This is a genomic window from Nocardia sp. NPDC049737 (assembly GCF_040674755.1).
Taxonomy (GTDB): domain Bacteria; phylum Actinomycetota; class Actinomycetes; order Mycobacteriales; family Mycobacteriaceae; genus Nocardia.
Genome location: NZ_JBFANH010000010.1, coordinates 103,064 through 128,164 on the forward strand (window position 1 = coordinate 103,064; position 25,101 = coordinate 128,164).

The window sequence follows — 25,101 nt, forward strand, 5'->3', positions numbered from 1 at the left end:
ACGCGGCGCTGTGGAGGTGGGTAAGACGGTGAACGAAACGATCGACGAGATCGAGGAACAGCTCATTGTGGCGCTGCGGCGCAGCCGTAGGACCTCGTTCGAGTCCGCCGAACGCGTCCATCCTGGTCTCGAACCCGCCGCCTACGCTTTCCTGATGCGGCTCGATGCGATCGGCCCCAGCCGTCCCAGCGACTTGGCCAGCTATTTCCGCATCGGGAAAGCCACTACCGGCCGCCAACTTTCGGCACTCGAGGAACTCGGACTCATCGATCGGCAACCCGACCCGGACGACGGTCGCGCCCAGCTGCTCGCACTGACCACGCTCGGCAAACAGCGGCTCGACGCCACCCGCGCGGCTCGCCGTCGAGCGCTGCACGAACGACTGTCGAGCTGGCCCGAATCCGACCTGGCAACACTCGCCGAACTCCTACACCGCCTCAATGCCGAATTCGGCGATTGAGTCCCGCACCCTCTTCAGTCCGAGCCACGGTGTGTCGTCGGGTGATGAGCCAACCGACAGCGCCCGCGACCGGCAGCATAATTCCACCGTAAACCCCTGCGGGCACGCTTATTTCGGTGCTGTCGAGAACGCTGATGGCGATGGTGATGGCGATGGCGCTGTTGTGGATGCCGATCTCCATCGAGCATGCTATCGCCTGGCGGATATCGACGCCGAGCCAACGGGGGACGAAGTAGCCCACCGACAAGCTGAGCAGGCAGAAAACAAAGGTGACCGCGCCGACATCGAGGAGATATCCCGGCAGGTCGGCGGCACCGCTGATCACGCTCGCGGCTATGACTAGTACCAGGGTCAGCGCCGACCCGATGCGCACCGGCCGGTCCATCCGGTCGGCGAAATCGGCGGACAGCCGCCGCACCAGCATGCCGATGATGACCGGGATCAGGATCATCGCGAATACCTGGACTACCTTGCCGAACTGCAGACCGAGTCCGCTCGCACCGGCTTCGGGTTCGAAGTAGTCGATCGCGAAGTTCGTTATCAGAGGTGCTGTTCCGACCGCGATGACCGAATTGACAGCCGTGAGCGATACGTTGAGTGCGACATCGCCGCCGAACAGGTGACTGAGCAGGTTGGCCGTAGTGCCGCCGGGCGATGACGCGAGCAGCAGCATGCCGACTGCGAGGGTCGGCGGCAGATCGAAGAGCAGGACCAGACCGAACGCGATTACCGGCAGCACGAGCAGTTGACATACCAGCGCGATGGCGACCGTCCTGGGTTGGCGCGCGGTACGGGTGAAATCGTCGACGCTGAGCGAAAGACCCAGTCCGAACATGATCACGGCCAAAGCCAGTGGCAGAGCCAGTGATATGAGCGGTGAGTTCACTGGTGTTCCTTCGTCGCGTTGGAGTGGACGCGGAAAACGGTAGCCGGTTGGGGCGGTGAGGTGGCCCGGTCCTTCCGTTCAGCGAGAAGGCCGGTCAGGTGATGATGCGCAGGGGGTGTTCCAGGACTTCGGTCAGCTGCTGGAGGAACCGTGCGGCGGTGGCGCCGTCGATCGCACGGTGGTCGGCGGAGAGGGTGACGCGCAGGATGCTGCGGGTCACGACCCGGGAGTTGTCGAGGCTCAGTTCGTCCTTGGCCGCGCCGACGGCGAGGATGGCGGATTCGGGTGGGTTGATGACGGCGGTGAATTGTTCGATGCCGAACATGCCGAGGTTGGAGATGGTGAAGGTGCCGCCGCTCATCTCGTCGGCGCGGAGTTTGCGATCGCGGGCGCGTTCGGCTTTGTCGCGGGTCTCGGTGGCGATTTCGGAGACACTTTTGCGGTCGGCGTCGCGAATGACCGGAACCAGGAGCCCGGCGGGGGTGGCGACGGCGATGCCGAGGTGAATTCCGCGGTGCCGCAGCAGTTTGTCGTCGGCGATGGAGACGTTGACGGCGGGGTCGGTGCGCAGTGTGGTGGCGACCGCCTTGACGAGTAGGTCGTTGACGCTGACCTTGGTTTTGCCTGCTTGTTCGAGGGTGCGGTTGATCTCCGCGCGGAAGGCCAGCAGGTCGGTGACGTCGATTGCGCTGGTCAGGTAGATGTGCGGGGCCTGCTGTTTGCTTTCGGTGAGACGTTTGGCCGAAACCTGCTGGATGGTGCTGAGCGGGATCTCGTCGTAGTCGCCTGCGGGAGGAGCCGCGGAGGTTGCGGATGCCGCGGGCTGGACTGCTGACGGTAGGTCAGGCGTGGATGCGATGGTGCGGTGGGCGGATTCGACATCGTTGCGGGTGATCCGTCCGCCCGGCCCGGTGCCGGTTACGGTGGCGAGGTCGACGTCGAGTTCGCGGGCGATCTTGCGGGCCAGCGGTGAGGACTTCTTGTGCGCTCCGACCCCTCTTGTCGTCGAAACGGCGGGCGCAGTTCCGCCCGCTTCGATCGGATTATCTTGCCTACCAGTGCGTTCCGATTGCGCTGGCAAACTGGCCGCACGGTCCTTTGCCGTATCACTCGATGCCGCACCGCTTTCGGCGGCAGAGTTCGATCCGCCCGCCGCTGACCCGGTTCCGTCGCCGATCAGCGCGATAGTGTTGCCGATCGGGACCCGTGAGCCCGGCTCGAAGAGAATCTGTTCGAGGATGCCGTCCTCGTAGGCCTCGAGTTCCATCAGTGCTTTGTCGGTTTCGATTTCGGCGAGAATATCGCCGCGGCTGATCTTGTCGCCGACCTGCTTGAGCCAGGCGACGACGACGCCTTCCTCCATGGTGTCGGACAGGCGGGGCATGATGATGTCGGGCATGTGATGTCCTCTCAGCGGCGTCGGCCGACGGCCGCGAGTGTCTCCGCGGCGGCGGTGTACAGGGATTCGGCGGACGGCAGCGCGATCTGCTCGAGGGTTTTGGCGTAGGGCAGTGGCACTTCCGCTGCGGCGACTCGCCGAACGGGGGCGTCGAGGTAGTCGAAGGCGCCGTCGGAGATGGAGGCGGCGATTTCCGCGCCGATGCCGTAGGTGAGCCAGTCGTCTTCGGCCACCACGGCGCAGCCGGTCTTGCGTACCGAGTTGACAATGGTGTCGCGATCCAAGGGGCGCAGACTGCGCAGGTCGATGACCTCGGCCGAGATCCCTTCGGCAGCAAGGCGTTCGGCGACCTGGGTGGCGATCGTCGCCATTCGCGAGTAGCCGATGAGTGTGATGTCGGTGCCCGCACGTGTGATCGCTGCCTTGCCAATTCGGGCGGGCGGAAGATCCTCGGGCACTTCGCCTTTGGTGTTGTAGAGGGCGAGGTTTTCCAGGAACAGCACCGGGTCGTCGTCCTCGATCGCGGCGCGCAGCAGCGCACGAGCGTCGGCCGGAGTGCTCGGCGCGACGACCTTCAGGCCGGGCACGAACGCGTAATACAGCTCGATGTTTTGCGAGTGCGTCGCGCCCAATTGCTGGCCGCCACCACCTGGCGTGCGGATCACCAGCGGGACGCTGGTCTGTCCGCCGAACATGCCGTAGATCTTGGCCGCGTGATTGACGATCTGGTCCAAGGCCAGCAGCGAGAAGTTGATCGTCATGAGTTCCACGACGGGGCGCAGGCCGAGCATGGCCGCACCGATGGCCGCGCCGACGAATCCCTCTTCCGCGATCGGGGTATCGCGGACCCGCTTGTCGCCGAATTCGGCGAGCAGTCCGGCGGTGATCTTGTAGGAGCCCTCGAAGACGCCGATCTCTTCCCCGATGAGTAGGACGTCGTCATCGCGACGCATCTCCTCGCGCAGGGTTTCGCGCAGCGCTTCGCGATAGGTCATGACAGGCACGGTGGTGTCCTCAGCGGTCGCGGGAAGTGTTTTCAGAACAGCGGATCGGCGGGTAGCCGTCGAGATTCACCGGCCACCGGGGTGGCGTAGGTGTAGTCGAACAGGCTCGTCGGCTCGGGGTGCGGGCTGGCGTCGGCGAATGCCACGGCCGCGTCGACCCCTTCGCCCACTTCGGCTTCGATAGCGGCAACGGTGTCGTCGTCGAGGAAGCCGGCGGCGATCAGCTCCCGCTGTAGCCGCGCGATCGGATCGGATTCGCGCGCGATCGAAACCGCTTCGGCACTACGGTATTTCGCGGGATCGACCACCGAATGCCCCTTGAGTCGGTGGCTGACGGCTTCCAACAGGGCCGGCTTTCCCTCCCGGCGAGCGGCTTCCACCAGTTCAATGGCGATATCCCGCACCGCGAGTACATCGGTCCCATCGACTCGTTCGCCCCGCATCCGGTATGCGCTGGCCCGCTTGTAGAGGTCGGGTTCGGCGGAGGACTGTTCGACGGTGGTGCCCATGCCGGTCTGGTTGTTGATCACCACGAACACCACGGGCAGATGCCACAGCGCCGCGATATTCAGCGACTCGTGGAATGCCCCGATATTCGTTGTGCCGTCGCCCATTTGGCAGACCACCACATCGTCGCCCCCGCGATAGTCGATGGCCAGTGCGGCGCCGACGGCCAGCGGCAACTGACCGCCCACGATGCCGTAACCGCCGAGCAGTCGGGTCGCGGTGTCGAACATATGCATCGAGCCGCCCCAGCCCTTGGAGGTGCCGGTGGATCGGCCGTACAGCTCGGCCATCACCCGGCCGGGTTCGATGCCTTTGGCGATCGCGTAGCCGTGTTCGCGGTAGTTGGTGAACAGGTAATCGGTCGGGCGCATCGCCGCGGCGAGTCCGACGACGGTTGCTTCCTCGCCGAGGTTGAGATGGCAGTAGCCGCCGATCTTGGCCTGGGTGTAGCCCTGCGCGGTGCGCTCTTCGAAGCGGCGCACGAACAGCATGTCGCGGAAGTAGCTGCGCAGGGTGTCGGGATCGGTGCCGGCGAATGCCTTGCGGGCTGCGGCCTTCGACGTGAATTTCCGGGGTGCGGTGGTCGTGGTCACGGTGGCTCCTCAGCGTTTGCGTGGCGCGATGTGTACGGGCAGTCCGAGTCCGGCCAGCGCCGCCTCCATGCCGATCTCGCCGAGGGTTGGGTGGGCGTGGATGGTGTCGGCCAGCTCGTCGAGCGTCGCCTCGAGCGAAATCGCCAGTGCGCCTTCGGTGATCAGGTCGCTGGCCGAGGGGCCGATGATGTGCACTCCGAGAACCTCTTGATGCTGTTGCCCGGCGATTATTTTCACGAACCCCTCGGTCTCGCCGAAGGTTTTGGCTCGGCCCAGGGCCGCGAACGGGAAGCGCGCGGTGATCACCTCGTGCCCGGCGGCGCGGGCGGCCGCTTCGGTGAGTCCGACGCTGGCGATCTCCGGATGGGTGAAGGTGGCCGCGGGGATCACCGTGTAATCGATATGCGCCTGACGTCCGGCGATCACGTCGGCGGCGGTGAGGCCTTGGTGGGAGGCCACGTGGGCGAGCAGCGCCCGACCGGTGACGTCGCCGATGGCGTACACATGCGCGGTACCGGTACGCAGCTGCTCGTCGACAGTGATGAATCCGCGGTCGTCGGTGGCGATTGCGGCGATGTCCAAGCCCAGGTCGGCGGTGTTGGGTCGCCGACCGACACCGACCAGTACCACGTCGGCATCGAGCTCGCGCGCCCGCTGGCCGTCGACGGACACTCGCAGTGTCCGATTCGACTCTTGTGCAATGGATTTCACTGTCGAACCGGTGAGCACCGCAATGCCGCGCTTGCTGAAGGAGCGACCCAGCGCGGTCCCGATATCGGCGTCTTCCGCGGGAACGAGCCGGTCCTGCATTTCGACGATCGTGACCTCGGCGCCGAAGGTGGCGAACAGGCTGGCCCATTCGGCGCCGACCGCGCTGCCGCCGATGATCACGAGCCGCTTCGGCACCTCGGTCAACCCGAACGCGCCATCGGAAGTGATCACGCCCGGCAGATCAGCGCCCGGAATCGGCAGCCGAGCGGGCACCGAGCCGGTCGCGATGATCACATCACGCGCACTGACCTGTCGGATCGGCGTGGTCGGAGCGGCGGCGTAGCGCGGGCCCTCCGGGCCGATGGGGGAGGGACCCACCTGGTGCACCTCGACGGTGGTGGGATCGATGAAGCGCGCATGGCCCTCGATGACCGTCACGCCGTTGGCCGCGAGCAATCCCGCGACACCGTCGGTGAGTTCCTTGACGATGCCGTCCTTGCGCTGGCGCACGGCCGGGAAGTCGAAGCGCACATTGTCGGCGTAGATACCGAAATCCGCTGCGGCGCTGACAGTCTGGAAAACCTCCGCGGATCGCAACATGGCCTTGGTCGGAATGCAGCCCCAATTCAGGCAGACCCCGCCCGGCCGTTCCTTCTCCACCAGGGCGACTGTCAAGCCGTGCTGGGCCGCGCGGATGGCGGCCACATAGCCGCCGGGGCCGCCGCCGACTACCAGAAGATCGAAGTCCGGCACTCGTGGTGCTCCTCGTCTCGAACGATTTCGACTCGACACGGGTATGGCGCGAGTCATCATCGACGAGTCTCGTCACCACCCTGCGCACAAACAATCACTCCGAAGCCCAGGAAATCGGTCTGGAAAATGGGCGCTGCGCCCAATTCCGCCGGTGCCTATCGGTAGTGTGACTCGCCGAGTTGGAGTGCCGCGAGCGCGAGTGACAGCTCCAGGTAGGAGCGTTGCCCCTCGAGCGGACGATCGAGCAGGGTCGAGATACGTTGCAGCCGGTTGATCACGGTATTGCGGTGGCAATGCAGGCGCGGCGCGGCATTGGCCGCCGAGCAGTTCTCCGCCAGCCACACCGCGAGGGTCTGCAGCAGTGAGTCGCGCTCTTTGACCGGCAGCGCCAGCACCGGACCGAGGGTGCGGGTGACCAGCAGCTCGGTCAGGTCGGGCGAGCGGACCAGCAGCGCTTCCGGATAACGCTCGTCGAGAGCGACCAATCCCGTTGCCTCCCTGGGCATTGTCTGCATCGCTATGAGAGCGAGCGCATGCGCGGTATCGACATCCGCGAGTCCCGCGACAGCCGGCGAGACACCGGCCAGTCCGCGTATCTGGGGACGAAGATGAGCCAGCACGGTCGCGCTGTCGTGACGGGCTAGTGAAACGAGCCCGATCGTGGCATCCACCCGGTCATGCCATACCGACCGAATCCCCAACGCGCCCAACGCGGCTTCGGTGCCCGTGCGCAGCGGCCGCCCCTCGCCGCCGCGGACCGCGACCACCAGATACGCACCCTGGACGGGCAGGTTCAGCTCGCGCGCCACCCGTGCGGCGAAGGTCGCATCATGGGCGCGACCGGCGAGCAGATCCTCGATCAGGGCATGCCTGCGGCGCTCGTCGCGGCGCACTTGTTCGAGCTCGGCATTGCGATAGGAGGTGACCAACGACGAGGACAACCCATCGATCACCGTCCACATCGCGGTGCCGGCCTCGCGGACTTCCCGGGCGTCGATCGCATCGGCCTTGTCCAGCAAGGCCTCCCACACGATCGCGCCGCCGAGCCGGAATGTGCGCAACATCGCCTCCAACGGCACCGCTTGCGCTGCGCGATGCCTACCGATCGCCGCGGCCACATCATCGTGTTCGGGATCGGTAGCCGCCCCACCGAGCAGATCCAAAATCCGGGTCAGATATTGCCGACAGCCTTCTCGTAACTCCTTGCGCGGCACCGAGGTGTAATCCGTCCACTCCGGGTTATCGGTGAAAATCGCCGCCAGCAACCGCCGGGTCAGCACTGGAATCTCCGCACGGCAGGCCGCGGCCAACTTCCGCGTACCCGCCGTCGCGACCGGATGCTGGGGTGTAGCCATACCGGTCGACGCTACTCAGCGCCGTTGCGGGTGGTCTCGTCGGCGAGGCGTTGCAGGTAGGCGGCGAATTGGTGGCGGTCGCGGTCGGGCCAGGACGCGGTCAGTCGGTCGAAGCATCGGCGTTGCCAGTCGCGGGATGCGGTGAGCAGGTCTCGACCGTTGTCGGTGAGTTCCAGGACCACTCGTCGCCGGTCGTGGGCGGAGTCGACGCGGGTGAGGTAGCCCGCCGCGACGGCGTCGCGGACCATGCGGCTGGCGCCGGAGTGGTCCAGGCCGAGTTGATCGGCGACTGTCGAGACGGTGGCTTCGTCGGAAGTCCGCAGCCCGGCCGTGACGGCTTCGACGACCTGGATGTGCTGGACCTGGCGCATGTCGTCGTCCTGGGCTGCCGCGGTATCTGTGCGCGCCTGGTTGACCCAGCGCCGTGACCAGAAGCGGACCAGCCGGAACAGCGCCGGCCCACCTTCGGCGGTCTCATGATTTCGCGCAGCACTGACATTCACCCTCGACATTGTATGCGATGCACACGTATATTTATGTGCGTATCGCATACAAATTGGCTCGGGTCGGGTCGAACACAGGAGGTCGCAATGCCAATCGTTCTCAACCACACAATCGTGCCCGCGACCGACAAGCAGACCTCGGCCACGTTCTTCGCCGAATTGATGGGTCGGTCGGTGTCGGCTCCGAACGGACCGTTCGTGCCGGTAACCGTCAACGACGATCTGACTCTCGACTTCGACGACCGTGGCAGTGTCGAACCAGGGCACTACGCGTTCCTCGTCGATGACGAAACCTTCGACGCAGTGCTGCACCGATTGTCGAATTGGCCTGCTGTCGATTACGGTTCCGGTCCCGAGAACGGCTGGGACCGGGATATCAACCACCTCGCCGGAGGGCGCGGGGTATATGTTCGCGACCCCGATGGCCACAGCTACGAACTGTTCACGGCCGTCCCCTGAACCGCGAAGTCCGACCGCTCTTCGCGGGCCGCACCCATGGACCTATCCGGTAACCAGGAATACGCTGAAGTTGCCGAATGTTTTGCGTCCGATCTATCCCACTCTGGGCGTCGTATGTCGGACGTCCCGGCTTCGCCGATGCGTTCGGATGTCGAGGCGAGCAAGGAGTGAGCCGTGCAAGGTGGAGCAAGAATTGCGATAGGGGTGGGCGTCGGGTACCTGCTGGGGCGCACGCGCAAGATGCGGTTCGCGTTGGCGCTGGCGGGTGCGGCGATGTCGAGGGGGTCGACGGGAATGACTGGGGAATTGCTCGAGCGGGGGACATCGTTGCTCAAATCGTCGCAGGAGCTGACCCAGATCACCGATACCGTCAAGGGTGAGTTGCTGGGCGCTGTGCGCTCAGCAGCGGTCACCGCGGCCAGCAACCGCATCGACGCGCTCAACGACCGGTTGCAGCAGCGTGCGATACCCGACTCGCAGGAGGATCGAGGCGAGTCGCAGGAGCCGGATTCAGACGAGGAAGAACGGCCCGAGGACGAATTGGCCGAGGACGAACGGCCCGAGGGCGAATTGGCCGAGGACGAACGGCCCGAGGGCGAATCGGCTGAGGAAGAACCCGCCGAGGACGAAGACGACGAGGACGCCTACGACGAGGACGATTCCGGCCGAACCCGAGACGAGTACGACGAGGACTCCGAGCAGACCAGCGCGCGGCCCCGGGCACGACGGACGCGGACCGCCGCCCGTGGGACGGGCTCTCGGACCTCGGACCGTGCGCCCCGCTCCGCCGAGCGTAAGGCGCCCTCGGCCCGCCGACGCCGTAGTCGCGTCGATACCGACGAATCCGACGAAGCGCCCGTGCGACGCACGAGGAGATGAGGCCGATGGCGGCCAGAACACTGCGTGATGCGACAACCGGAGTCGGCAAGAAGGCCGCCGACTCCACGGGGCGGGCTACTAAAGCCGCCACCCGTGCGGGATCGACCATCCAGCGGAAAACCCAAAAAGCCGTCCCGACCAGCGCCTTGCAGCAATCGGTGCAGAATCTCACCGCAACCCTGGCTGAACGCGCGGTCTCCGGGCTCTCGGGCACGGTATCGAAGACCGCCGACCGGCTTAATCAATACGCGGAAGACGGTGGGGGAAATCTGCTTTCGGCGATAACGGGAGTGGAAAAACTCAGCCAAGGCGCCTCGCCGCTGCGAGCGACGATGAGTGCGGGCATGGAGAAGGTGAAGCACTCCGTTCGCGACAACTTCGAATCGGTCAAGGAGTCCATGACCGGCGGCAAAGGCAATGGGGGTGGCAAGGAGCGCAAAGCGACCAATATCGTCGAGCAGCTCGATCTCGGGGTCCCGATCGACCTTGCCTACGACCAGTGGACCCAGTTCGCGGACTTTCCGAAGTTCACCAAGAAGGTCGAGCAGGTCGAGCAGGTCGCCGACGAGAAACTCACCTGGACCGGCAAGGTGTTCTGGTCCAGGCGGACTTGGAAATCCACGATCCTCGAGCAGGTGCCCTTCGAGCGAATTGTCTGGCGTTCCTCAGGCGCCAAGGGCTACATCGACGGGGCGGTGAGCTTCCACGAGATCACGCCGGATCTCACCCGCATCATCGTGGTGCTCGAGTACCGACCCCACGGAGTCTTCGAGAAGACAGCCAACCTGTGGCGCGCGGCCGGTCGCCGATGCCGCCTGGAACTGAAGCAATTCGAGCGGCACGTCATGACCGAGGCTGTGCTGCATCCCGACGACGTCATGGGCTGGCACGGCGAGATCCACGACAGCAAGGTCGTCAAGGACGACGAGACCGCGCGGCGCGAGGAACAGGACGAGAGCGCCGAGGCCGAAACCGCGGACAACGAAGATCGAGACGAAAAGGAACGGAAAGACGAGTCCGACGAGTACGACGAGGACGAGCAAGACGAGGACGAGCAGACCGCGCCCGCGCCGCCCCGTCGTCGATCGGGCTCGCAGCGCCGCACCACGGCAGCTCGCCGGTCGAGCGAGAGGAGAGCACGAACATGACGATCGAACCCGCAGGCGGTGGCGGTGGTGGAGCCGGCACGATGGCGCGCCCGAATTCCTCCAGCCTTGCCGACGTTGTGGACACGATTCTGGACAAAGGGCTGGTCATCGACGCGTTCGCGCGCGTTTCGTTGGTCGGCATCGAACTGGTGACCGTCGACGCCCGCGTCGTCGTGGCCAGCGTCGACACGTATCTGCGCTTTGCCGAGGCCGTCAACCGACTCGAAATTTCCACCAGTGAACCCAAGGGCTTGACCGATATCGTCGGCGACGTTACCGAGGGCGCGAGCAAGCACAAGACCAAGGGTGCGCTCGAAGCGGCGGGCGAGAAGGTCAAGGGCTTCCTCGACGACGTCGAGGACAAGCGCCAAACAGCACCCCGGTCTTCGCGGCGCAGGGAGGAATAATGGCTACCGACCACGCCCTATACGTCTACGGAATCGTCCCCGCGGATGTGGAGCCGCAGCCGCATGCCAGTGGTGTCGGCGATCCCCCCGGCGATGTCGCAGTGGTGCGACACGGCGAGATCGCCGCCCTGGTCAGTGACGTCGCCACCGATCGCCGGCTCGGCGATCCCGATGACCTCGCCGCGCACGCCAAGTTACTGGACGAGTCGGCGGCCGTCGTTCCGGTGCTGCCGCTGCGCTTCGGCGCGGTGATGACCGATGCGGAGGCGGTGGAGAACGAGCTGCTCGGGGAACACGAGGACGAGTTCCGTGCCGCGCTGGCGGAACTGGAGGGTCGTGCGCAGTTCGTGATCAAGGGACGCTACGTCGAGAATGCCGTGCTGCGTGAACTCATCGACGAGAACGCCGAAGTCGCCCGGCTACGCGAGGAGATCCACGACAAACCCGAAGACGCCACCCGCGATGCCCGGATTGCACTGGGCGAAATGATCAATCAGGCGATCGAAGCCAAACGCGCCGAGGACACCCGCAGGGTGATTTCCGAACTCGAGGAATTCGACCCGCTCGTCAACCAGCGCCAGCCCACCCACGAGGAGGACGCCGTGCACGTCGCGGTTCTGGTCGACACGAGTCGGCAAGGCGATCTGGAGGATGTGTTGCGCCGGCTCGCCAGGGACTGGGACGACCGGGTCGAACTGACCCTGCTCGGACCGATGGCAGCCTACGATTTCGTGACCAAGCAGGCACCCGAGAGCTGAACCATGGGTCTGGTCTCAGCGATCTTGTCGTTGCCGCTCGCACCGGTGCGCGGCGTGATCTGGCTGGGCGAACTGATCCAGGACCAGGTAGAGCAGCAGCTACAAAGTCCCGCGGCAGTGCGGCGCGAACTCGAGGAGATCGATGAGGCCGCCGCGGCCGGTCGCCTGTCCGAAGAAGAGCGGAAACAAGCGCAGCAAGCCGTCCTCGATCGCACACTCCCGTCCTCGGACGACGCGACGGCGACCAAACGGAAGGAGTGATTCGCGTGGCACGCATGACCACTCCGGAAAACCCCGAGGATGTCGACGCGGCGCCGGACGAACCGCCCCCCATCACCGCGGCGCAGGCCTCGGCCGCGGCGATCGAGATCCTCGTGGAACTGACCTCGAAGCATGTGGAGGGAGTCACCTCCATGGAGCCGATCGAGGACGGATGGCTGGTAGAGATGGAGGTCCTCGAGGATCGCCGTATCCCGTCATCGGGGGACATGTTGGCGCTCTACGAGCTCGAGCTCGATTTGGACGGAAATCTGCTGGCCTACCGCAGAACCAGACGCTACACGCGCGGCAGCACCGATATCGGCCGAAGAGATCGACGATGACGGTGGTCCCAGGAGGCGAATCGTCCGCACCGCAGCCGTTCGGAGGCGGACATCAGTCGACGAATCTCGCCGACATCCTCGAACGGGTGCTCGACAAGGGCTTGGTGATCGCTGGCGACATTCAGGTGAATCTGCTCGACATCGAACTGCTCACGATCAAGCTGCGACTGGTCATCGCGTCGTTGGAGACGGCCAAGGCGGTGGGCATCGACTGGTGGGAGACCGATCCCTGGCTCAACAGCAAGGCCCGCACACTCGAGCGGCAGGATCACGACCTCGAACTGGAGAACCGGGAACTGCGTGACCGGATCGCCGAACTAGAAGCCGCACGCGAGGTCCCGCAATCTATCGAACGCCGCCGTGAACCCAAGGAATCGAGGCGGCGTGACTGACGAGGTCGGCGTCTGGCTGTACGCGGTGACGCGCGCAACGGACGCCGCGGCGGGAGCCGGCTCGACCACGGGCGTGGCGGGCGAGGTGGTACGCACGGTGGTGTCGGATGCGCTGGCGGCGTTCGTCGGATCGGTGCCGCTCGCGGTATTCGGGGACCAACCACTACGGCAGAACTTCGAGGATCTGGACTGGCTGGCGGCGACGGCTCGGGCACACGACGCCGTCGTGTCGACCTTGGTGCGCCGCGGCCCGACCGTTCCGCTGCGTCTGGCCACTGTCTTTCTCGACGACGAGCGGGTGCGCGAGCTGCTCGATGCGCGGCGTGCGGACTTCATCGCGGCGCTGACCTTGGTGACCGGACGCACCGAGTGGGGCGTGAAAGCCTATACCGACCGCGCAGCCCTCACCGCCGCCGTGGCCGATGCCGAGGCCGCGAGCACAGGGACCGAAAAGGGCAGGGGCACGGCCTATCTGGCCCGTCGCCGCGCGGAACTGTCCGCACAGGCAACTGTGGAGCGCGACGCGGCAGAGCAGGCCGGGGAGATCCATGCGCGCTTGGTTCGACACTCCGTGGCGGGACATCGCCAAGCGGCGACGGATCCGGTGCTGAGCGGACGCCGCGACTGGATGGTGCTCAACGGCACCTATCTGGTCGATGACGACGACGGCGGTGACTTCGCCGCGACCGTCGACGAACTCGGCAAGGAATTTCCCGGCATCCGGCTCGAAATCACCGGTCCGTGGCCGCCCTATTCGTTCGCCGGTGTGGACCAGGAGCCGATATGAGACCGACCGACCAGAGCGTCGACGGCGAGCGCCGGGTCGCACTCGTCGACCTGTTGGACCGAGTGCTGGCCGGCGGGGTAATCATCTCCGGCGATATCAGACTGGCCATCGCGGACGTCGACCTGGTCGCGATCTCGCTGCGAGCCCTCATCTCATCCATCAGTAGCTTGTCTGTCTCCTCGGTCGAGTCCGCGACGGCACACCCTGAACTGGAACCGCCCCGAGATGACTGAAATAGGCGGCATTCCACCGCGTATCGATACCAACCCCGAATCCGTCGAGCGCGGTCTGGTCACGCTCGTGCTCACACTGGTGGAGCTGCTGCGGCAGCTGATGGAACGGCAGGCTCTGCGGCGCGTGGACGACGGCGATCTGACCGAGACCCAGATCGAACGCATCGGCACCACCCTTATGCTGCTCGAACAACGCATGGACGAGCTGCGCGACCATTTCGGCCTCACCCCAGAAGATCTCAACATCGACCTGGGTCCCTTGGGAAAGCTCCTTCCCGACTAGGGGGGTGATGCAATAATCTTCGGCGACACCGTTTCCGCTCTGTTGGGGGAGCATGGGGACCAGAAGAGCTTTGCTGCAAGCGGGTTGGGTGCTGCCGCTGGCCGCGTGTGCGCCGCAGCTGTTGTGGGGCGACTCGGCGTCGATTCGGATCGGGGTCTCGTGGAGTGGCGCGGAGCTGGCGGCCTTCCGGAAGGTGTTGGCGCCGATGCCGTTCGCGCGATCGGTGGATGTGATTCCGATGGGCGACGAGGTCGGTACTGCGTTCAGTGCGGGCGGGAAGTCGGCGCCGGATATCGTGCTGCTGCCGCAGGCCGGTCAGGTTCGCGCGCTTGTCGACGACGGTAAGCTTCGGCCGGTCCCCGATGCGCTGTGGACCGACGACCAAGGGGCGCGGTATCCCGAGTTGTGGCGACAGCTGTTGTACCACAACGGAAAACCGTATGGAGTGCCGTTCAAGGCCGCCGATAAGTCGATGGTCTGGTACGACCGGCAGACCGTCGACAAGTATCACCTCGGCGACCCCGCCGATTGGACGATCGCGGACTGGGTCGACCGGATCGAGGTGCTCGCGGGCACGCCGATGCGGTTGCTCGCGCTCGCCGCCGCGGACGGCTGGGTACTGACCGATGTCTTCGAGAATGTGCTGCGCGCCGAATCTGCGCGCACCTACGACGATTTGACGACAACTTCGCAGGATCGTGTCTGGGACCGGCCTGCCGTGCGCGAAACGTTCGCGAATCTCGCGCGGCTGTGGGGTCGACCGCACGCCATCGCGGGAGGTGCCGCCGTGGCGTTGACCCGTCAGTTCCCGGACGCGATTCGAGAGGTGTTCGAGCACCGTCGCGCCGCCATGGTGATCGCACCCGATTTCGCCGAACCCGTTGTCCGTGAAAGCCTTCGGGTCTCCGGGCGCCGATCCGAGGAGGTGGTCGGTATCGCACCGTTCCCGGTCACCGGCCTCGGTGGTGAACGGCCGCGGATTGTCGGCGGCGATGTCATGGTGGTGACCAGATATGCCGGCTCGCACGCCGACGAGGTGGTGACGGCGCTGGCCGCGCCGGAGGCACCGCTGCCGTGGATTCAGGGCGACGGCGGCTTCATCGCCCCGAATATTCGGACTACCGTGCGCTATTCGGCGTTGCTGGATCCGATCGCGCGTGCGCAGAGCCCGTGGAGCGCATTCGATCTGTCCGATCAGCTGGGAGCGGTGGGCGGCCGTAATGGTTTGTGGCGCATTCTGACCGACTTTCTCGTCGCGATCGGTGACGGTGCCGCCGAGCGGCCGGATGCGGCGATCGATCGCGCGATCGCCGCGTTGGACGGATTCGAGCGGAGCCGCCGATGACGGGTGTCGCCGACTTCCGTGCCAACGGATTGCGCATCGAGCTCGCGACGCGCCGGATGCGCGGCCCACTGATACCGGGTGGGCGGCCGCACCGCTGGCTCGGTTGGGCGGGTCTACTCGCGGTCGGGTTGATCGCGGTGTTGCTGGTGGCGCCCGCGGTGTGGACGGTGGCGATCGCGGTGCCCGCGCGTCCACGAATCGTGTTGTCCTGCATGCTCATTGCCTGTGGCGCCGTCGCCTTCACTCTGATCCGCAGGCGAGGATCGTTGAGCAGGGCGCGCCTGTCGGTGCTCGCGGCTTGCGCCGTGCTCACCGCGCTGGGACTCTGGCTGCTCGCCGACGCCCTGGCCGGCGACGGACGATGGGCGTACCTGCTGACCATGCTGTGGGTCGTCTTCGGTCTGGTCCTACTGCTCGTCGCCGTCGGCATCGCCTGGCTGTCACGGGATTCGCGCAGATTGTGGGCACCGCTGATCGTGCCGTTCGGTATCTCGGCGTTCGTCTCCGGTGTCGCCTTCCGGATAATCTTCCAACATCTCGCCGCCTGGTTCGGCATCGAAAGCGTTGGCGGGTACCGGATCTGGTTCGCGCTGATGCTCGGTTCGGCGTTTCTGTGGACCTGGCTCGGCTTTCTGACCGGCTTGTTGCGCGCCGATATCCGGGCCATCGAGGCAGACCCGGTGCGGTCGGGCTATCTGCACGGGCAGGGTAAGCGTTTCCCGCTGCTGCGACTGCTGGAGTTGGTGCGCCCGATCCTGCTGATTCTCGGATTGGTCGTCGGGGTGGCGGCGGCCAGGGTGTTCGATGTGGTGCTGATCGGCGTACCCGGTTCGATGCAGTATCAGCTCGACAGTGCGACGGTGCAGTGGTGGCGGCTGGCCACCGACGGCGATCCCAGCGCGGGCGTCGCCGCGGCATACGCGCTGCCGTTGGCGGTCCTGGTCGGTTTCGTGGCCTGGCTGCCCCGGACCGGTGTGCGCGGACAGCGCGGCGGCCGGACCCACACGGCGGTTTCGCCGCCGGGGGATGCCAGCCGCCGCATCGGTCCGGTGCGCGCGATCGGGATCGGCGTGGTGTCGCTGTTGGCGTTGGTGCCGATCCTGGTTCTGATTGTCGTTTGTCTGAACGGCCCCAAGGGATTCGGACTCTCCGCTCTCACCGGCATGTGGCGCGACGAATCCTTCCGTGCGGCATGGCAGACGACGTTACTGGTGGCCGGGTTGGCGACTATCGTCGTGGTGGCGGCCGCTCTACCGGTGGCGCATCGACTGGCCGCCGGGCGCCAGCAGGGTGTGGTCTCGCGGATCGCGGTGGTGTCCCTGGTCGTCCTTTCGGTGCTACCTGCGCAGAGCTACCTCGGTTCCCTCGATGCGTTCATCGACACGTTCAACCTGTCCGGCACCAGGATCCCGTTGATCTTCGTGCACGCCGCCGCCGGATTGCCGATCGCGATCCTGATCCTGCGCGGTGCGATGCTGGCCCCGCCGGACAGTCCGGCCGAGGCGGCGCTGCACGGGCTGGCCAGTCCGGGCACCGTTACGCGGCGGCTGCTGACATCGGCGGGTCCCGCCGTGGTCGCGGTCGCGGTACTGGAATTCATCCAGGTATGGAACGACTTCTTCATCGGGCTGATGATGAACGGCGCGGGTGCCAGCCCCTGGTCGTTGCTGTTGTGGGGCGAGGCACGGCAATTCAACGAGAACGCCGCGGAACTCGCGGCCGGGTCGCTGCTGTCGGCCGTGCTGCCCGTGCTGCTGTTGCTTGCCACTTGGCGGCGCTGGCTGGTACCGGGATTGACCGCCGGGACGCGGTCGTGACGGCGCCACGCGGATACGAAGCGCCGCAGCAGATCACGCCGCGCTCGTCGATCTGGGAGGGGGTTCTCGGCACCGCGGAGGTCGTCGCGTGGGCGCTGGTACTCGAACTCGGTCGCAATATCGTGGTCAACTCACTCGGCGACAACGATGTCGTCAAGGTGATCGGCGGGTTGCTGCGTGGGCTCGCCATCGTCGCCGTGCTCGGTGCGGGCACGTATGTGGCCTACCGACGCATCGACAGGTTTCGCGAAACAGCGCGCACCGAAAGGGAACTCGCCCTGATCGCCGAACTGGTCGAGCCCGGCGAGCCGGTACGTGTCGCCGCCAGAAACCGTCCCGATCCGCCGCGACAGCTTTCCGAACTCGATCACGAGCCCATCCTCGCGGCACTGCGGGACCTGCCGGTTCAGGAATTCGAGACGGCCGCTCTGCTCGCGGTGCTGTCGGCCGTCCTCGAAGCGCCGACGCGGTTGCCTGCGGATTCCGCACCCGACGGGCGCACCGCGACCCTGGTGCTGGCGGACCTCGAAATGCGCGGGATCATCGGCTACCTCCGCGCCGACCGATATTGCCTGCGCGAAGCTCCGCGGCTGCCGCCCACCGCGGAGGTCATTCGCGGACCACACTGGCAGGCGGCGTTGCCCGCACTGCTGCACCACTACGCGGACCGGGCCAACCGCTGGGCCGTCGCCTTGGAAACGGTTCGTTTTGCCAAGGGTGCGCGACGCTGGTTCGAAGCGGAAGAAGAATATCTGCGCGCACTCTTCCCGACTCCGGCAACGCGGTTACCGACGGCGGCGGTACACGAACTCGCCAGAATCGCGGACGCCCTCGACGTCTGGTATGCCCGCAAGGGCCTGCCCGAGAATGCCAACGGCGTAGCGCGAGCGCTGGGTGACCTCACCGATCCCGGCGATTTCCCGCTGCGTGGTGAGCTGACCGCGCTCCGGGCCGGCCGGCTGCGTCGACGTCCGCCGAAATATCGGCCACGTGCCCTATCCAGCAGTCTGTCCGCGCGCTGGTCGCACTACTCCGCGCTGCATCGACTCGACGCCGAGCCGCCGAGTCCGCCGGTGCTGTCCGAGTCGGCCGAACAACTGGAAGCTGCCTGGTGGTTGCTGCCGCGAACCGATCTGGCCGGAGTGGTCTGCACGCTGATCAACCTGGCCGTCGTCCACTTGCATCAAGGTCGACTGGACGCCGCCCAAGACCGCCTGGAATTGGCCGAATCGCTGACCCGCGACGGCCGCGACCCCGACGGCCGTGCCCAGACGCGCGAAACGCTCGGCGTCCTCTGGTGGACCCGCGGTGAACCCCGCCGTGCCCTTCGGCAATGGCAACGCGCACTAACCGCCTACCGCGAGCTCGATGACGATCTCGGTACCGGCCGCTGCCTGCAGCACCTCGGATCGGCGGTGGTTCTCGCCCCTGAACACGGTGGTCTGCTGCTGGGTGACGACCCCCCGCTCACCCGTACCGAAGTACTCCGCCAGGCAGGCGGCTGGCTGGCCGCCGCCCGCCGCCTACACCCCCAGGCCCTACACGCCGAATACTATGCGCGCCAAGCCGGTTCGACCCTGCATACGGTGGATCGCTGGCCGCTGCCCGCCCCGGATCCGCAATAGCGGCGACTGAGCGATCTGCCACGGTGTCCTGGGGGCATAGTCGCGACCGAACGATCAACCCGATATTCGGTAACCGCACCATGGTCTGGAATACCCGCAGAATCAGACCCCGGGAACGACCGGACCCCCACCCTTTGCATCAAGTTAGTTGAATTGGCACAAATCACTGGCGGAAAGGCGCATTCTGAGCATACAAAGCGGTGCCCGCAGTTCATGACGTACCTCGGATTGGGAACGACGCATCATGGCCACGCCATACGGACCACAGGCGCTGCGTCACGGACCCTATCCAGACGCAGGCGATGGTGCGTGGCAACAGTCAGCCATTGGTGGCACTCTCTCCCACCGGATCGGCTATGGAAATTGGCGCGAGATTCCGCTCGATGGCGACATGCACAGCATGACAATCGGGCGGTCGGAGGCCGCCGACATAACCGTGACCGCCGACGCTACGGTCTCGCGCCTGCACGCCATTATCGAGCGGGTGAGCGACTACTGGGTTGTCATCGATAACGGGCTGTCCACAAATGGGACCTTCGTCAACGGCGAGCGCGTCGACGGGTGTCGCAAACTCGAGTCCGGCGATACCATTCGCTTCGGAAAATCGGTTTTCATCTTCACAGACGACCACTCATCCGAAGATGAAGTAACGATTGCCCACGGCACCCTGCCGACCAGGAGTGCGCTGACCGACGCTCAATATCTGATTCTCGAGGCACTGTGTCGCCCGTATGACGCTCGGACCGGATTCACCTACCCTGCATCGAACTGGCAGATTGCACACGACCTATGCCTGAGCGTGGCTACGGTGAAGACCCACATGCGGGCGCTGTTCAAAATATTCGACGTCGAATCCTTCCCGCAGAACAAAAAACGCATGTTTCTGGTTGAACGCGCGCTCGAGAGCGGCGTGATCGTCAATCACCACGGACGGTAGTCCTTCGGCGGCTAAATCGGATGGAAACCCGATCCGATGCCACCGCGCGCGTTGATGTCGTCGATGATGGTGGCGATGTTCGCGCCGAGCTCCGGTCCCAGGCATGGCACCCGCAGGTATCCGTTCACCATGCCGACGAGCGTTGTTCCGACCACGACCGGCGCGCCGGAGTCACCGGGAAGGACACATATCTGCGTCCAGGTCCAAGTGTTGGTCTGGTCCAGATCTCCGTAGGCCAGGCCACAGGTCTGGCCCGTGGTATAGCCCTCCTTGCACGCGACGTCCGGGAACTGCGCCGGACCGCCCAATCCGGTAATCGTCGTATTACCAACGCGATTCACTGGTACTACCTTGTCCGCATCGAAAGCGATGACGGCGTAGTCCATGTCGCGGTTCGAGTAGGCGAAGGTGCCGACGACGCCGGCGTCACGGTTGGCCTCGGCGGTCACCGTGTTACCCGCATCATTGCAGTGACCTGCGGTGATCCCGACCAGCCGACCCGCGGCATCGTGCCCGATCGTGGTGAGCGTGCAAACGCCCTGGTCGTTGACGACAATGCCGGAACCGCCGCCCAGTACCGACGGGCCTGCGGCATGCGCAGTGCCTACTTGCACCCCGGCCAGCGCTGCGCATGCTGCGAGCACAGCCGCAGCTCTCGCGAACTTCCTGAACATGTCCTATCCAATCGCTCGAGCTGCAACTATTCCGTCGTCGAGTAGGTCATACGAGGCAGATGCCCGTTCCGAAGGGGAAGATCGGCGGAACGAAGCAGACCCACCACAGGAACGGGTTCCACCACAGGAAGGCGGGATCGGCCGCCTGGGGGAGTTGTTCTGAAGCGGGCGCCACTTGGACCGGCGCCGGAGGAGCGGCCGGCGCGGGATCGGCGGTCGCAACGCCTGAGCCGAGGGCAATCATCGGTGCGAGCGCTGCCGTCGCTACGGCTGCGCGAATTTTCGTGCTCTTCATGATGGTTCCTTCAATTGAGTGCTTCAGGGACGCCTCGTCCGTCGAAGGCTTCCCACACATGAACACCACCAACTCTCCTCGTAGAGGGCGCGGAAGATCATCCTCCCCCGGGTTGGAAACCCTCAGACCTCGGGTTGTGCCCGGGCCATCGGCAATGGTCAGCGCAGAGAAAGAAGCGTTGGGCAGGCACCGCGGCCGCAGTGGCGCGATGATGTTCGGTATGGGTGAAACCATGCTGGGCGACGCTTCGCGGCAGCCGGAGCGGGGTTACCCGGGTGTCGATATGAACACCGCGGCGCCGATCACGAGGGTCGACAGAATCATCGAGGAAGCCCATCGCGTCTACTTCGGCAACCGGTCCGCTACCGGTCCGCTCGAGGAGGGCGCGCGACGGCTGCACGAACCGCTGCGCATCGCATTGGCCGGTGCCGTCAAGGCCGGAAAGTCGACGTTGCTCAACGCGCTGGTCGGCCAAGATATCGCCCCGACCGACGCCACCGAGTGCACCCGCGTCGTGACCTGGTACCGGCACGGTGCCACCCCGACGGTCATCGCCCGGCTCGCGGGCGGCCGGTCGGAGTATGTACCGATACAGCGAGCCGAGGGTGGTCTGAGCTTCGACCTCGGCAAGCTCATGGCGGTGCAGGTCGATCGAATCGATGTCGACTGGCCGCTGCCTCGACTTGCCCGCACCACGATCATCGACACACCCGGAACCACGTCACTGTCGAGGGACGTCTCCGCGCGAACATTGCGGCTGCTTACTCCGGATACCGGCTCGGCCGGAGCCGATGCGGTGGTCTATCTGTTTCGTTCTCTCGACGATTCCGACCTGGCACTGATTCGGCAGATCGGGGAGCGCGTCGGCGGTAACGCCGGCCCGCTGGGAATTGTCGGCGTCCTATCGCGGGCGGACGAACTCGGTGCGGGCCATCCGGACGCAATGCATTCTGCCCGGGCCGCAGCCAAGGAATTCACTCGCGAGTTGGAAATGACGGGCCTGTGTCAGGCGGCCGTGCCGGTTGCGGGTTTGCTCGCCTTTACCGCGAAAACTCTTCGACAGAGCGAGTTCGTGGCCCTGCGCCAGCTTGCGACGGTCGCACCGGCCGACCTGGAATTGGCCATGCTATCGGCCGATCGATTCCAGCGTGCCGATTATCTGCCGATTGATTGCGCGGCACGAAAGCATCTCGTCAGACGTCTCGGTCTGTTCGGAATCAACATGGCACTGACTCGTTTACGGGCCGGTACCAGCGCTTCGGCGGCTCTGGTCGACGAACTGATCGCACGCAGTGGCATCGGCGAACTCGAGCGCGTCATCGACATTCAATTCGGTCAGCGCGCGGACGAATTGAAAGTTGCGGTGGGTCAGCTCGGGGTGCTGCGCTGCGTCAGCAGCATCATCAGGCCGACTTCGCGGCTCTGGGTGTCGATCATGTCGCGGGCCGCCTGTTCGACTATGCCGCTGGACAATTGGCGATCGGCGGCTTGGGCCATCTGGATGCCGCCGACATGGTGGCGCTGCATGAGTCGCAGGAACAGCGCTTCCGCGTCAGCGCCGCGCGCCGCGGCCAGCGCATCGAGTTCGGCCTGGGTCGCCATACCGGGCATGTGGTCGGCGGTGCTGGTCGGTGTCGCGTGCTGGTGTTGCGTGAGATTCGGTTGGTCGGTGTGCATCCAAGCCATCGGGTGCGGATTGATCGTGACCACGCGGGCCATTCGTAGCCAGCCGAGCAACATTCCGATCTCGGTGCGCTGGGTGTCCGAAATCTGTTGTGCCAGTGCCCGTACCGTCCCGTCGACTCCCGAGTCGAGCCGCTGCGTCATGAGCAGTGCCTGGCTGTGGTGGGCGACCATATCCTGTGTGAAGCCGATTTCGGTACTGCTCAGCACGGGCGGCGCGGCCTTGTCATCGGTTATCAGCACCGGTCGGATGGCCGCACCGACAGCGAGCAGCAGTACGGCCAGGCTGACGAGTGCGGCACTGCTGATCCAGGTTCGCCGGGTCATGAGCCCATGGTCGAGTGCTGATCGGCCGGCGGGGTGTAGATGCTCGAATCCAGTCGCAACGCCAGGAATCCGCTGTCGGCGCAGGTGGTCCACAGTTGATTGCCACGCCATTCAGGTGCCGAGAAGCACCAGTCCGAGGACAGATCGCCGAAAGCCAGCATGCCGGTGCGCGGACTGGCGGCCTCGGACATATCGAACTGGCCCTGCAATATGGTCTGGACCACTGTCGGCGACGCGAGCAGCGGCGGCCCGATGATCGAGGCGAGTGCATGCGGCGAGTTCGTCAGCTCGGTGTTGTGTCCGGTGCGCGCGGGCGGGTTGTAGTAGGCGATCTCGCGGATGGCGAGCGGGTCGCGCACGTCGAATACGCGGATGCCGGAGGAGGTCCAGCTGCAGGCCAGTGCGGTGGGATCGACGGGCCGATCCGCGGCACAGTAGTGCGCGTCGTAGGCGAACAGCGAACCGCCCGCGGCGGAAGCCATTGCGATGTCCTCGTTCTGGGGTAGATCGATCTCGAGTTTGATGGTGTTGCGCAGGCGTGGATTCGTCGCGTCGGAGACGTCGAACAGCATTACGCCGCCGGATCCGGCCTCGTTGGTGGCGAAGACATACGGTGTGCCTCGATATGTGACCGGGATGTTGTGCTGGGTGGCCCAACCGTCGGTCCAGGAGATGTTGGCCAGTTGGCGCACCTGCGGATCGGTATCGCGGCGCTGGACAGCGCTGATATCGAGGATCATGAGTCCGCCGAAGTTATTGGCGAGATACATGGTGTTCCCGTCGGGACTGAATCCGAAGCCGTGCATGGATAATCCGGGCAGGTTCTGCCAGATAACGCGCGGATTGGCCGGATCGGTGAGATCGACCGCGCTGACCAGGCCCGGGGCGACGCCCGAGCTCCAGTAGGTGTTGCCGTCGGGGGAAAAGCCACCCTCATGTGAGGTGATCGGCAGTGGCATGTTCAGACTGGTTCCGGTGCCCGGGTTGAGCAGACGGGGGTGTGCGCAATCGGAGATGTCGTAGACCGACAGCAGGCCCGCACCGGTTATGACGGGTGCGCCCGTGCCGACGAGCAGTTTGCGAGTCTCGTTGACCTTCAAGCTTTCCCAGGTGCCCGCCAGCATTGCCGGTTCGTTCAACGTTGCGGTGAGCACCGGCGCGGCGGGATCGGAGACGTCGAGCACCTGCACACCTTGTTCGGGCCCCAGCAGGTTGCCCGGGAAGAAGGTGCCGACGTAGACGCAATGTTCGAAGCTGGCCGAGGAGATACCCCCGCCGCGTCCCGGGTAATTGCCGACCTGCGACATATTGCAGCGGTAGCCGCGGGTGCTGCGGCCGTCATTCCGGTCGGCGGCGGGGACGTCGCCCTGGTGTTCGGATTCCGGCTCGGAACCGGGGCCGCACTCGGCGCGGGCGACCGCGATATCGGTGCGGCCGGAGATTTCTCGAACGCTGCCGGTTATATCCGACTGCGGTTGCGCGGCAAGGATTCCGGTCGGCAACAGCAGAGCTGTGGCCGCGGCCGTCACCAGGGAACGCCGAACCAGGGGAAGCAACGATGATGTCATGGTGGCCCTCGGCTATGAGGGTTGCCTTTCGTGTGGATCGATAGTCGATGCCAGGTCGGCCGCGGGCTGGTGGTCCGTCGATCGGCTGCGGAAATCCGTTGAGGGTGCGACGGCCATGGTGGCGGCTGTGCGATCCGACAATCCGGACTGTACTGTCCGGTTGCTACTCGGTAGTGTGCGCGAGGCATCATCTGGAGTCAAGACCTTCCCCCGAATCCCGCGGCGGGGCGCTCACCCTCCGATTGTCAGTCGACCCAACAGCGCACGAGTTGCTTCGACAGCCGGCCTGATCCGGTCGTAATGACTGACGCCGCTGCGCGCCTCGGTCAGTTGCGGAACCTCCAGACTGACCACGGTGCTGGGTGGAATCGCGGAGAGGATCTCGAACAGCGGCAGCTCCCCGGCTCCCGGTACGAGCCGCTCCGTCATCGATTCCGCCATGTAATCCGGGATGGCCGGATAGCGAGGGACGTCGCAGATCTGAACGTAGCCAATGAGATTCGGATCCAGGGTGGCCAGGTCGCTCGGGGTGGCACCGGATCGGATCAGATGCATCGTATCGATCAGCAACCGGAAGTCGGGACGTCCGACGTGGCGCACGGCGGCCAGAGCCGTCGCGAGAATATGTTCTGGACACCCAGATCCGCTGCCAGGTCGACGAATTCGGTCCGTGGCAGGCCGAAGACGCTGAGATGTTCTATGCCGATGCGC

General features: G+C 65.4%; 28 protein-coding genes and 1 pseudogene. 17 read left to right on the top strand and 12 right to left on the bottom strand.

Annotated features, from left to right (window positions below):
- Positions 1–28: 28 nt before the first annotated feature.
- Positions 29–460: a MarR family transcriptional regulator gene (locus AB0J47_RS15615; protein ID WP_364345809.1), complete on the top strand. Its 432-nt coding sequence runs from the start codon at positions 29–31 to the stop codon at positions 458–460.
- Here the strand turns inward: AB0J47_RS15615 and AB0J47_RS15620 are convergent.
- The 7 genes from AB0J47_RS15620 to AB0J47_RS15650 form a co-directional block, all read right to left on the bottom strand.
- On the bottom strand, positions 438–1,346 hold the full coding sequence (locus AB0J47_RS15620; protein ID WP_364345811.1) for a bile acid:sodium symporter family protein: 909 nt from the start codon (positions 1,344–1,346) through the stop codon (positions 438–440). The genes AB0J47_RS15615 and AB0J47_RS15620 overlap by 23 nt on opposite strands.
- Before the next feature lie 94 nt (positions 1,347–1,440).
- Complete coding sequence (locus AB0J47_RS15625; protein WP_364345813.1) at positions 1,441–2,745, bottom strand: dihydrolipoamide acetyltransferase family protein; 1,305 nt, start codon at positions 2,743–2,745, stop codon at positions 1,441–1,443.
- 11 nt (positions 2,746–2,756) lie between these two features.
- Complete coding sequence (locus AB0J47_RS15630) at positions 2,757–3,740, bottom strand: alpha-ketoacid dehydrogenase subunit beta (protein ID WP_364345815.1); 984 nt, start codon at positions 3,738–3,740, stop codon at positions 2,757–2,759.
- A 41-nt stretch (positions 3,741–3,781) separates the two neighbouring features.
- Positions 3,782–4,849, bottom strand: coding sequence for a pyruvate dehydrogenase (acetyl-transferring) E1 component subunit alpha (gene pdhA / locus AB0J47_RS15635; protein WP_364345817.1), 1,068 nt, complete (start codon positions 4,847–4,849; stop codon positions 3,782–3,784).
- A 9-nt stretch (positions 4,850–4,858) separates the two neighbouring features.
- Complete coding sequence (lpdA, locus tag AB0J47_RS15640) at positions 4,859–6,313, bottom strand: dihydrolipoyl dehydrogenase (RefSeq protein WP_364345819.1); 1,455 nt, start codon at positions 6,311–6,313, stop codon at positions 4,859–4,861.
- A 155-nt stretch (positions 6,314–6,468) separates the two neighbouring features.
- A complete protein-coding gene (locus AB0J47_RS15645; protein ID WP_364345821.1) occupies positions 6,469–7,668 on the bottom strand; it encodes a helix-turn-helix domain-containing protein in 1,200 nt (399 codons plus the stop codon).
- A gap of 11 nt (positions 7,669–7,679) precedes the next feature.
- Positions 7,680–8,171 carry a MarR family winged helix-turn-helix transcriptional regulator gene (locus AB0J47_RS15650; RefSeq protein ID WP_364345823.1) on the bottom strand — a complete coding sequence of 164 codons (492 nt, stop codon included), beginning with the start codon at positions 8,169–8,171 and terminating at the stop codon, positions 7,680–7,682.
- Positions 8,172–8,258: 87 nt separating this feature from the next.
- Here AB0J47_RS15650 and AB0J47_RS15655 point away from each other — a divergent pair, with 87 nt between their 5' ends.
- From AB0J47_RS15655 to AB0J47_RS15725, 15 genes are all read left to right on the top strand, one after another.
- Positions 8,259–8,630: a VOC family protein gene (locus AB0J47_RS15655; protein ID WP_364345825.1), complete on the top strand. Its 372-nt coding sequence runs from the start codon at positions 8,259–8,261 to the stop codon at positions 8,628–8,630.
- A gap of 174 nt (positions 8,631–8,804) precedes the next feature.
- Complete coding sequence (locus tag AB0J47_RS15660) at positions 8,805–9,509, top strand: hypothetical protein (protein ID WP_364345827.1); 705 nt, start codon at positions 8,805–8,807, stop codon at positions 9,507–9,509.
- Between the two features lie 5 nt (positions 9,510–9,514).
- Positions 9,515–10,657 carry an SRPBCC family protein gene (locus AB0J47_RS15665; protein WP_364345829.1) on the top strand — a complete coding sequence of 381 codons (1,143 nt, stop codon included), beginning with the start codon at positions 9,515–9,517 and terminating at the stop codon, positions 10,655–10,657.
- On the top strand, positions 10,654–11,064 hold the full coding sequence (gvpJ, locus tag AB0J47_RS15670) for a gas vesicle protein GvpJ (protein WP_364345831.1): 411 nt from the start codon (positions 10,654–10,656) through the stop codon (positions 11,062–11,064). Before AB0J47_RS15665 ends, gvpJ begins: the two co-directional genes overlap by 4 nt.
- On the top strand, positions 11,064–11,822 hold the full coding sequence (locus tag AB0J47_RS15675) for a GvpL/GvpF family gas vesicle protein (protein WP_364345833.1): 759 nt from the start codon (positions 11,064–11,066) through the stop codon (positions 11,820–11,822). The genes gvpJ and AB0J47_RS15675 overlap by 1 nt, the downstream gene beginning before the upstream one ends.
- 3 nt (positions 11,823–11,825) lie before the next feature.
- Positions 11,826–12,083, top strand: a complete 258-nt coding sequence (locus AB0J47_RS15680; RefSeq protein ID WP_364345835.1) for a gas vesicle protein GvpG — start codon at positions 11,826–11,828, stop codon at positions 12,081–12,083.
- A gap of 14 nt (positions 12,084–12,097) precedes the next feature.
- Positions 12,098–12,424 (top strand): gas vesicle protein GvpO, encoded by a 327-nt coding sequence (gvpO, locus tag AB0J47_RS15685; protein WP_364346089.1) that lies wholly within the window; start codon positions 12,098–12,100, stop codon positions 12,422–12,424.
- Positions 12,421–12,816 (top strand): gas vesicle protein, encoded by a 396-nt coding sequence (locus tag AB0J47_RS15690; RefSeq protein WP_364345837.1) that lies wholly within the window; start codon positions 12,421–12,423, stop codon positions 12,814–12,816. The genes gvpO and AB0J47_RS15690 overlap by 4 nt, the downstream gene beginning before the upstream one ends.
- Positions 12,809–13,603, top strand: coding sequence for a GvpL/GvpF family gas vesicle protein (locus tag AB0J47_RS15695; protein ID WP_364345839.1), 795 nt, complete (start codon positions 12,809–12,811; stop codon positions 13,601–13,603). Before AB0J47_RS15690 ends, AB0J47_RS15695 begins: the two co-directional genes overlap by 8 nt.
- Complete coding sequence (locus tag AB0J47_RS15700; protein WP_364345841.1) at positions 13,600–13,836, top strand: gas vesicle protein; 237 nt, start codon at positions 13,600–13,602, stop codon at positions 13,834–13,836. Before AB0J47_RS15695 ends, AB0J47_RS15700 begins: the two co-directional genes overlap by 4 nt.
- Positions 13,829–14,119 (top strand): gas vesicle protein K, encoded by a 291-nt coding sequence (locus AB0J47_RS15705; protein ID WP_364345843.1) that lies wholly within the window; start codon positions 13,829–13,831, stop codon positions 14,117–14,119. The genes AB0J47_RS15700 and AB0J47_RS15705 overlap by 8 nt, the downstream gene beginning before the upstream one ends.
- Before the next feature lie 52 nt (positions 14,120–14,171).
- Positions 14,172–15,464 (top strand): ABC transporter substrate-binding protein, encoded by a 1,293-nt coding sequence (locus AB0J47_RS15710; RefSeq protein WP_364345845.1) that lies wholly within the window; start codon positions 14,172–14,174, stop codon positions 15,462–15,464.
- Complete coding sequence (locus AB0J47_RS15715) at positions 15,461–17,281, top strand: hypothetical protein (RefSeq protein WP_364345847.1); 1,821 nt, start codon at positions 15,461–15,463, stop codon at positions 17,279–17,281. The genes AB0J47_RS15710 and AB0J47_RS15715 overlap by 4 nt, the downstream gene beginning before the upstream one ends.
- A complete protein-coding gene (locus AB0J47_RS15720; protein WP_364345849.1) occupies positions 17,278–18,906 on the top strand; it encodes a tetratricopeptide repeat protein in 1,629 nt (542 codons plus the stop codon). Before AB0J47_RS15715 ends, AB0J47_RS15720 begins: the two co-directional genes overlap by 4 nt.
- Before the next feature lie 244 nt (positions 18,907–19,150).
- Positions 19,151–19,843 (top strand): FHA domain-containing protein, encoded by a 693-nt coding sequence (locus AB0J47_RS15725; RefSeq protein WP_364345851.1) that lies wholly within the window; start codon positions 19,151–19,153, stop codon positions 19,841–19,843.
- Positions 19,844–19,854: 11 nt separating this feature from the next.
- On the opposite strand, the gene AB0J47_RS15730 is transcribed toward AB0J47_RS15725, so the two are convergent.
- Entirely contained in the window at positions 19,855–20,517 is a 663-nt protein-coding gene (locus AB0J47_RS15730) for a S1 family peptidase (RefSeq protein WP_364345853.1), read from the bottom strand.
- A 46-nt stretch (positions 20,518–20,563) separates the two neighbouring features.
- Positions 20,564–20,812 carry a hypothetical protein gene (locus tag AB0J47_RS15735; RefSeq protein ID WP_364345855.1) on the bottom strand — a complete coding sequence of 83 codons (249 nt, stop codon included), beginning with the start codon at positions 20,810–20,812 and terminating at the stop codon, positions 20,564–20,566.
- Between the two features lie 385 nt (positions 20,813–21,197).
- On the opposite strand from AB0J47_RS15735, the pseudogene AB0J47_RS15740 reads away from it, so the two are divergent.
- Positions 21,198–22,169 (top strand): annotated as a pseudogene (locus AB0J47_RS15740) (dynamin family protein); the annotation flags it as partial.
- Between the two features lie 11 nt (positions 22,170–22,180).
- On the opposite strand, the gene AB0J47_RS15745 reads toward AB0J47_RS15740, so the two are convergent.
- From AB0J47_RS15745 to AB0J47_RS15755, 3 genes are all read right to left on the bottom strand, one after another.
- On the bottom strand, positions 22,181–22,822 hold the full coding sequence (locus tag AB0J47_RS15745) for a DUF305 domain-containing protein (protein ID WP_364345857.1): 642 nt from the start codon (positions 22,820–22,822) through the stop codon (positions 22,181–22,183).
- On the bottom strand, positions 22,819–24,390 hold the full coding sequence (locus AB0J47_RS15750; RefSeq protein ID WP_364345859.1) for a hypothetical protein: 1,572 nt from the start codon (positions 24,388–24,390) through the stop codon (positions 22,819–22,821). The genes AB0J47_RS15745 and AB0J47_RS15750 overlap by 4 nt, the downstream gene beginning before the upstream one ends.
- Before the next feature lie 231 nt (positions 24,391–24,621).
- The gene (locus AB0J47_RS15755) at positions 24,622–24,990 is read right to left on the bottom strand and encodes a hypothetical protein (protein ID WP_364345861.1); all 369 of its coding nucleotides are present in this window, start codon (positions 24,988–24,990) and stop codon (positions 24,622–24,624) included.
- Positions 24,991–25,101 lie beyond the last annotated feature (111 nt).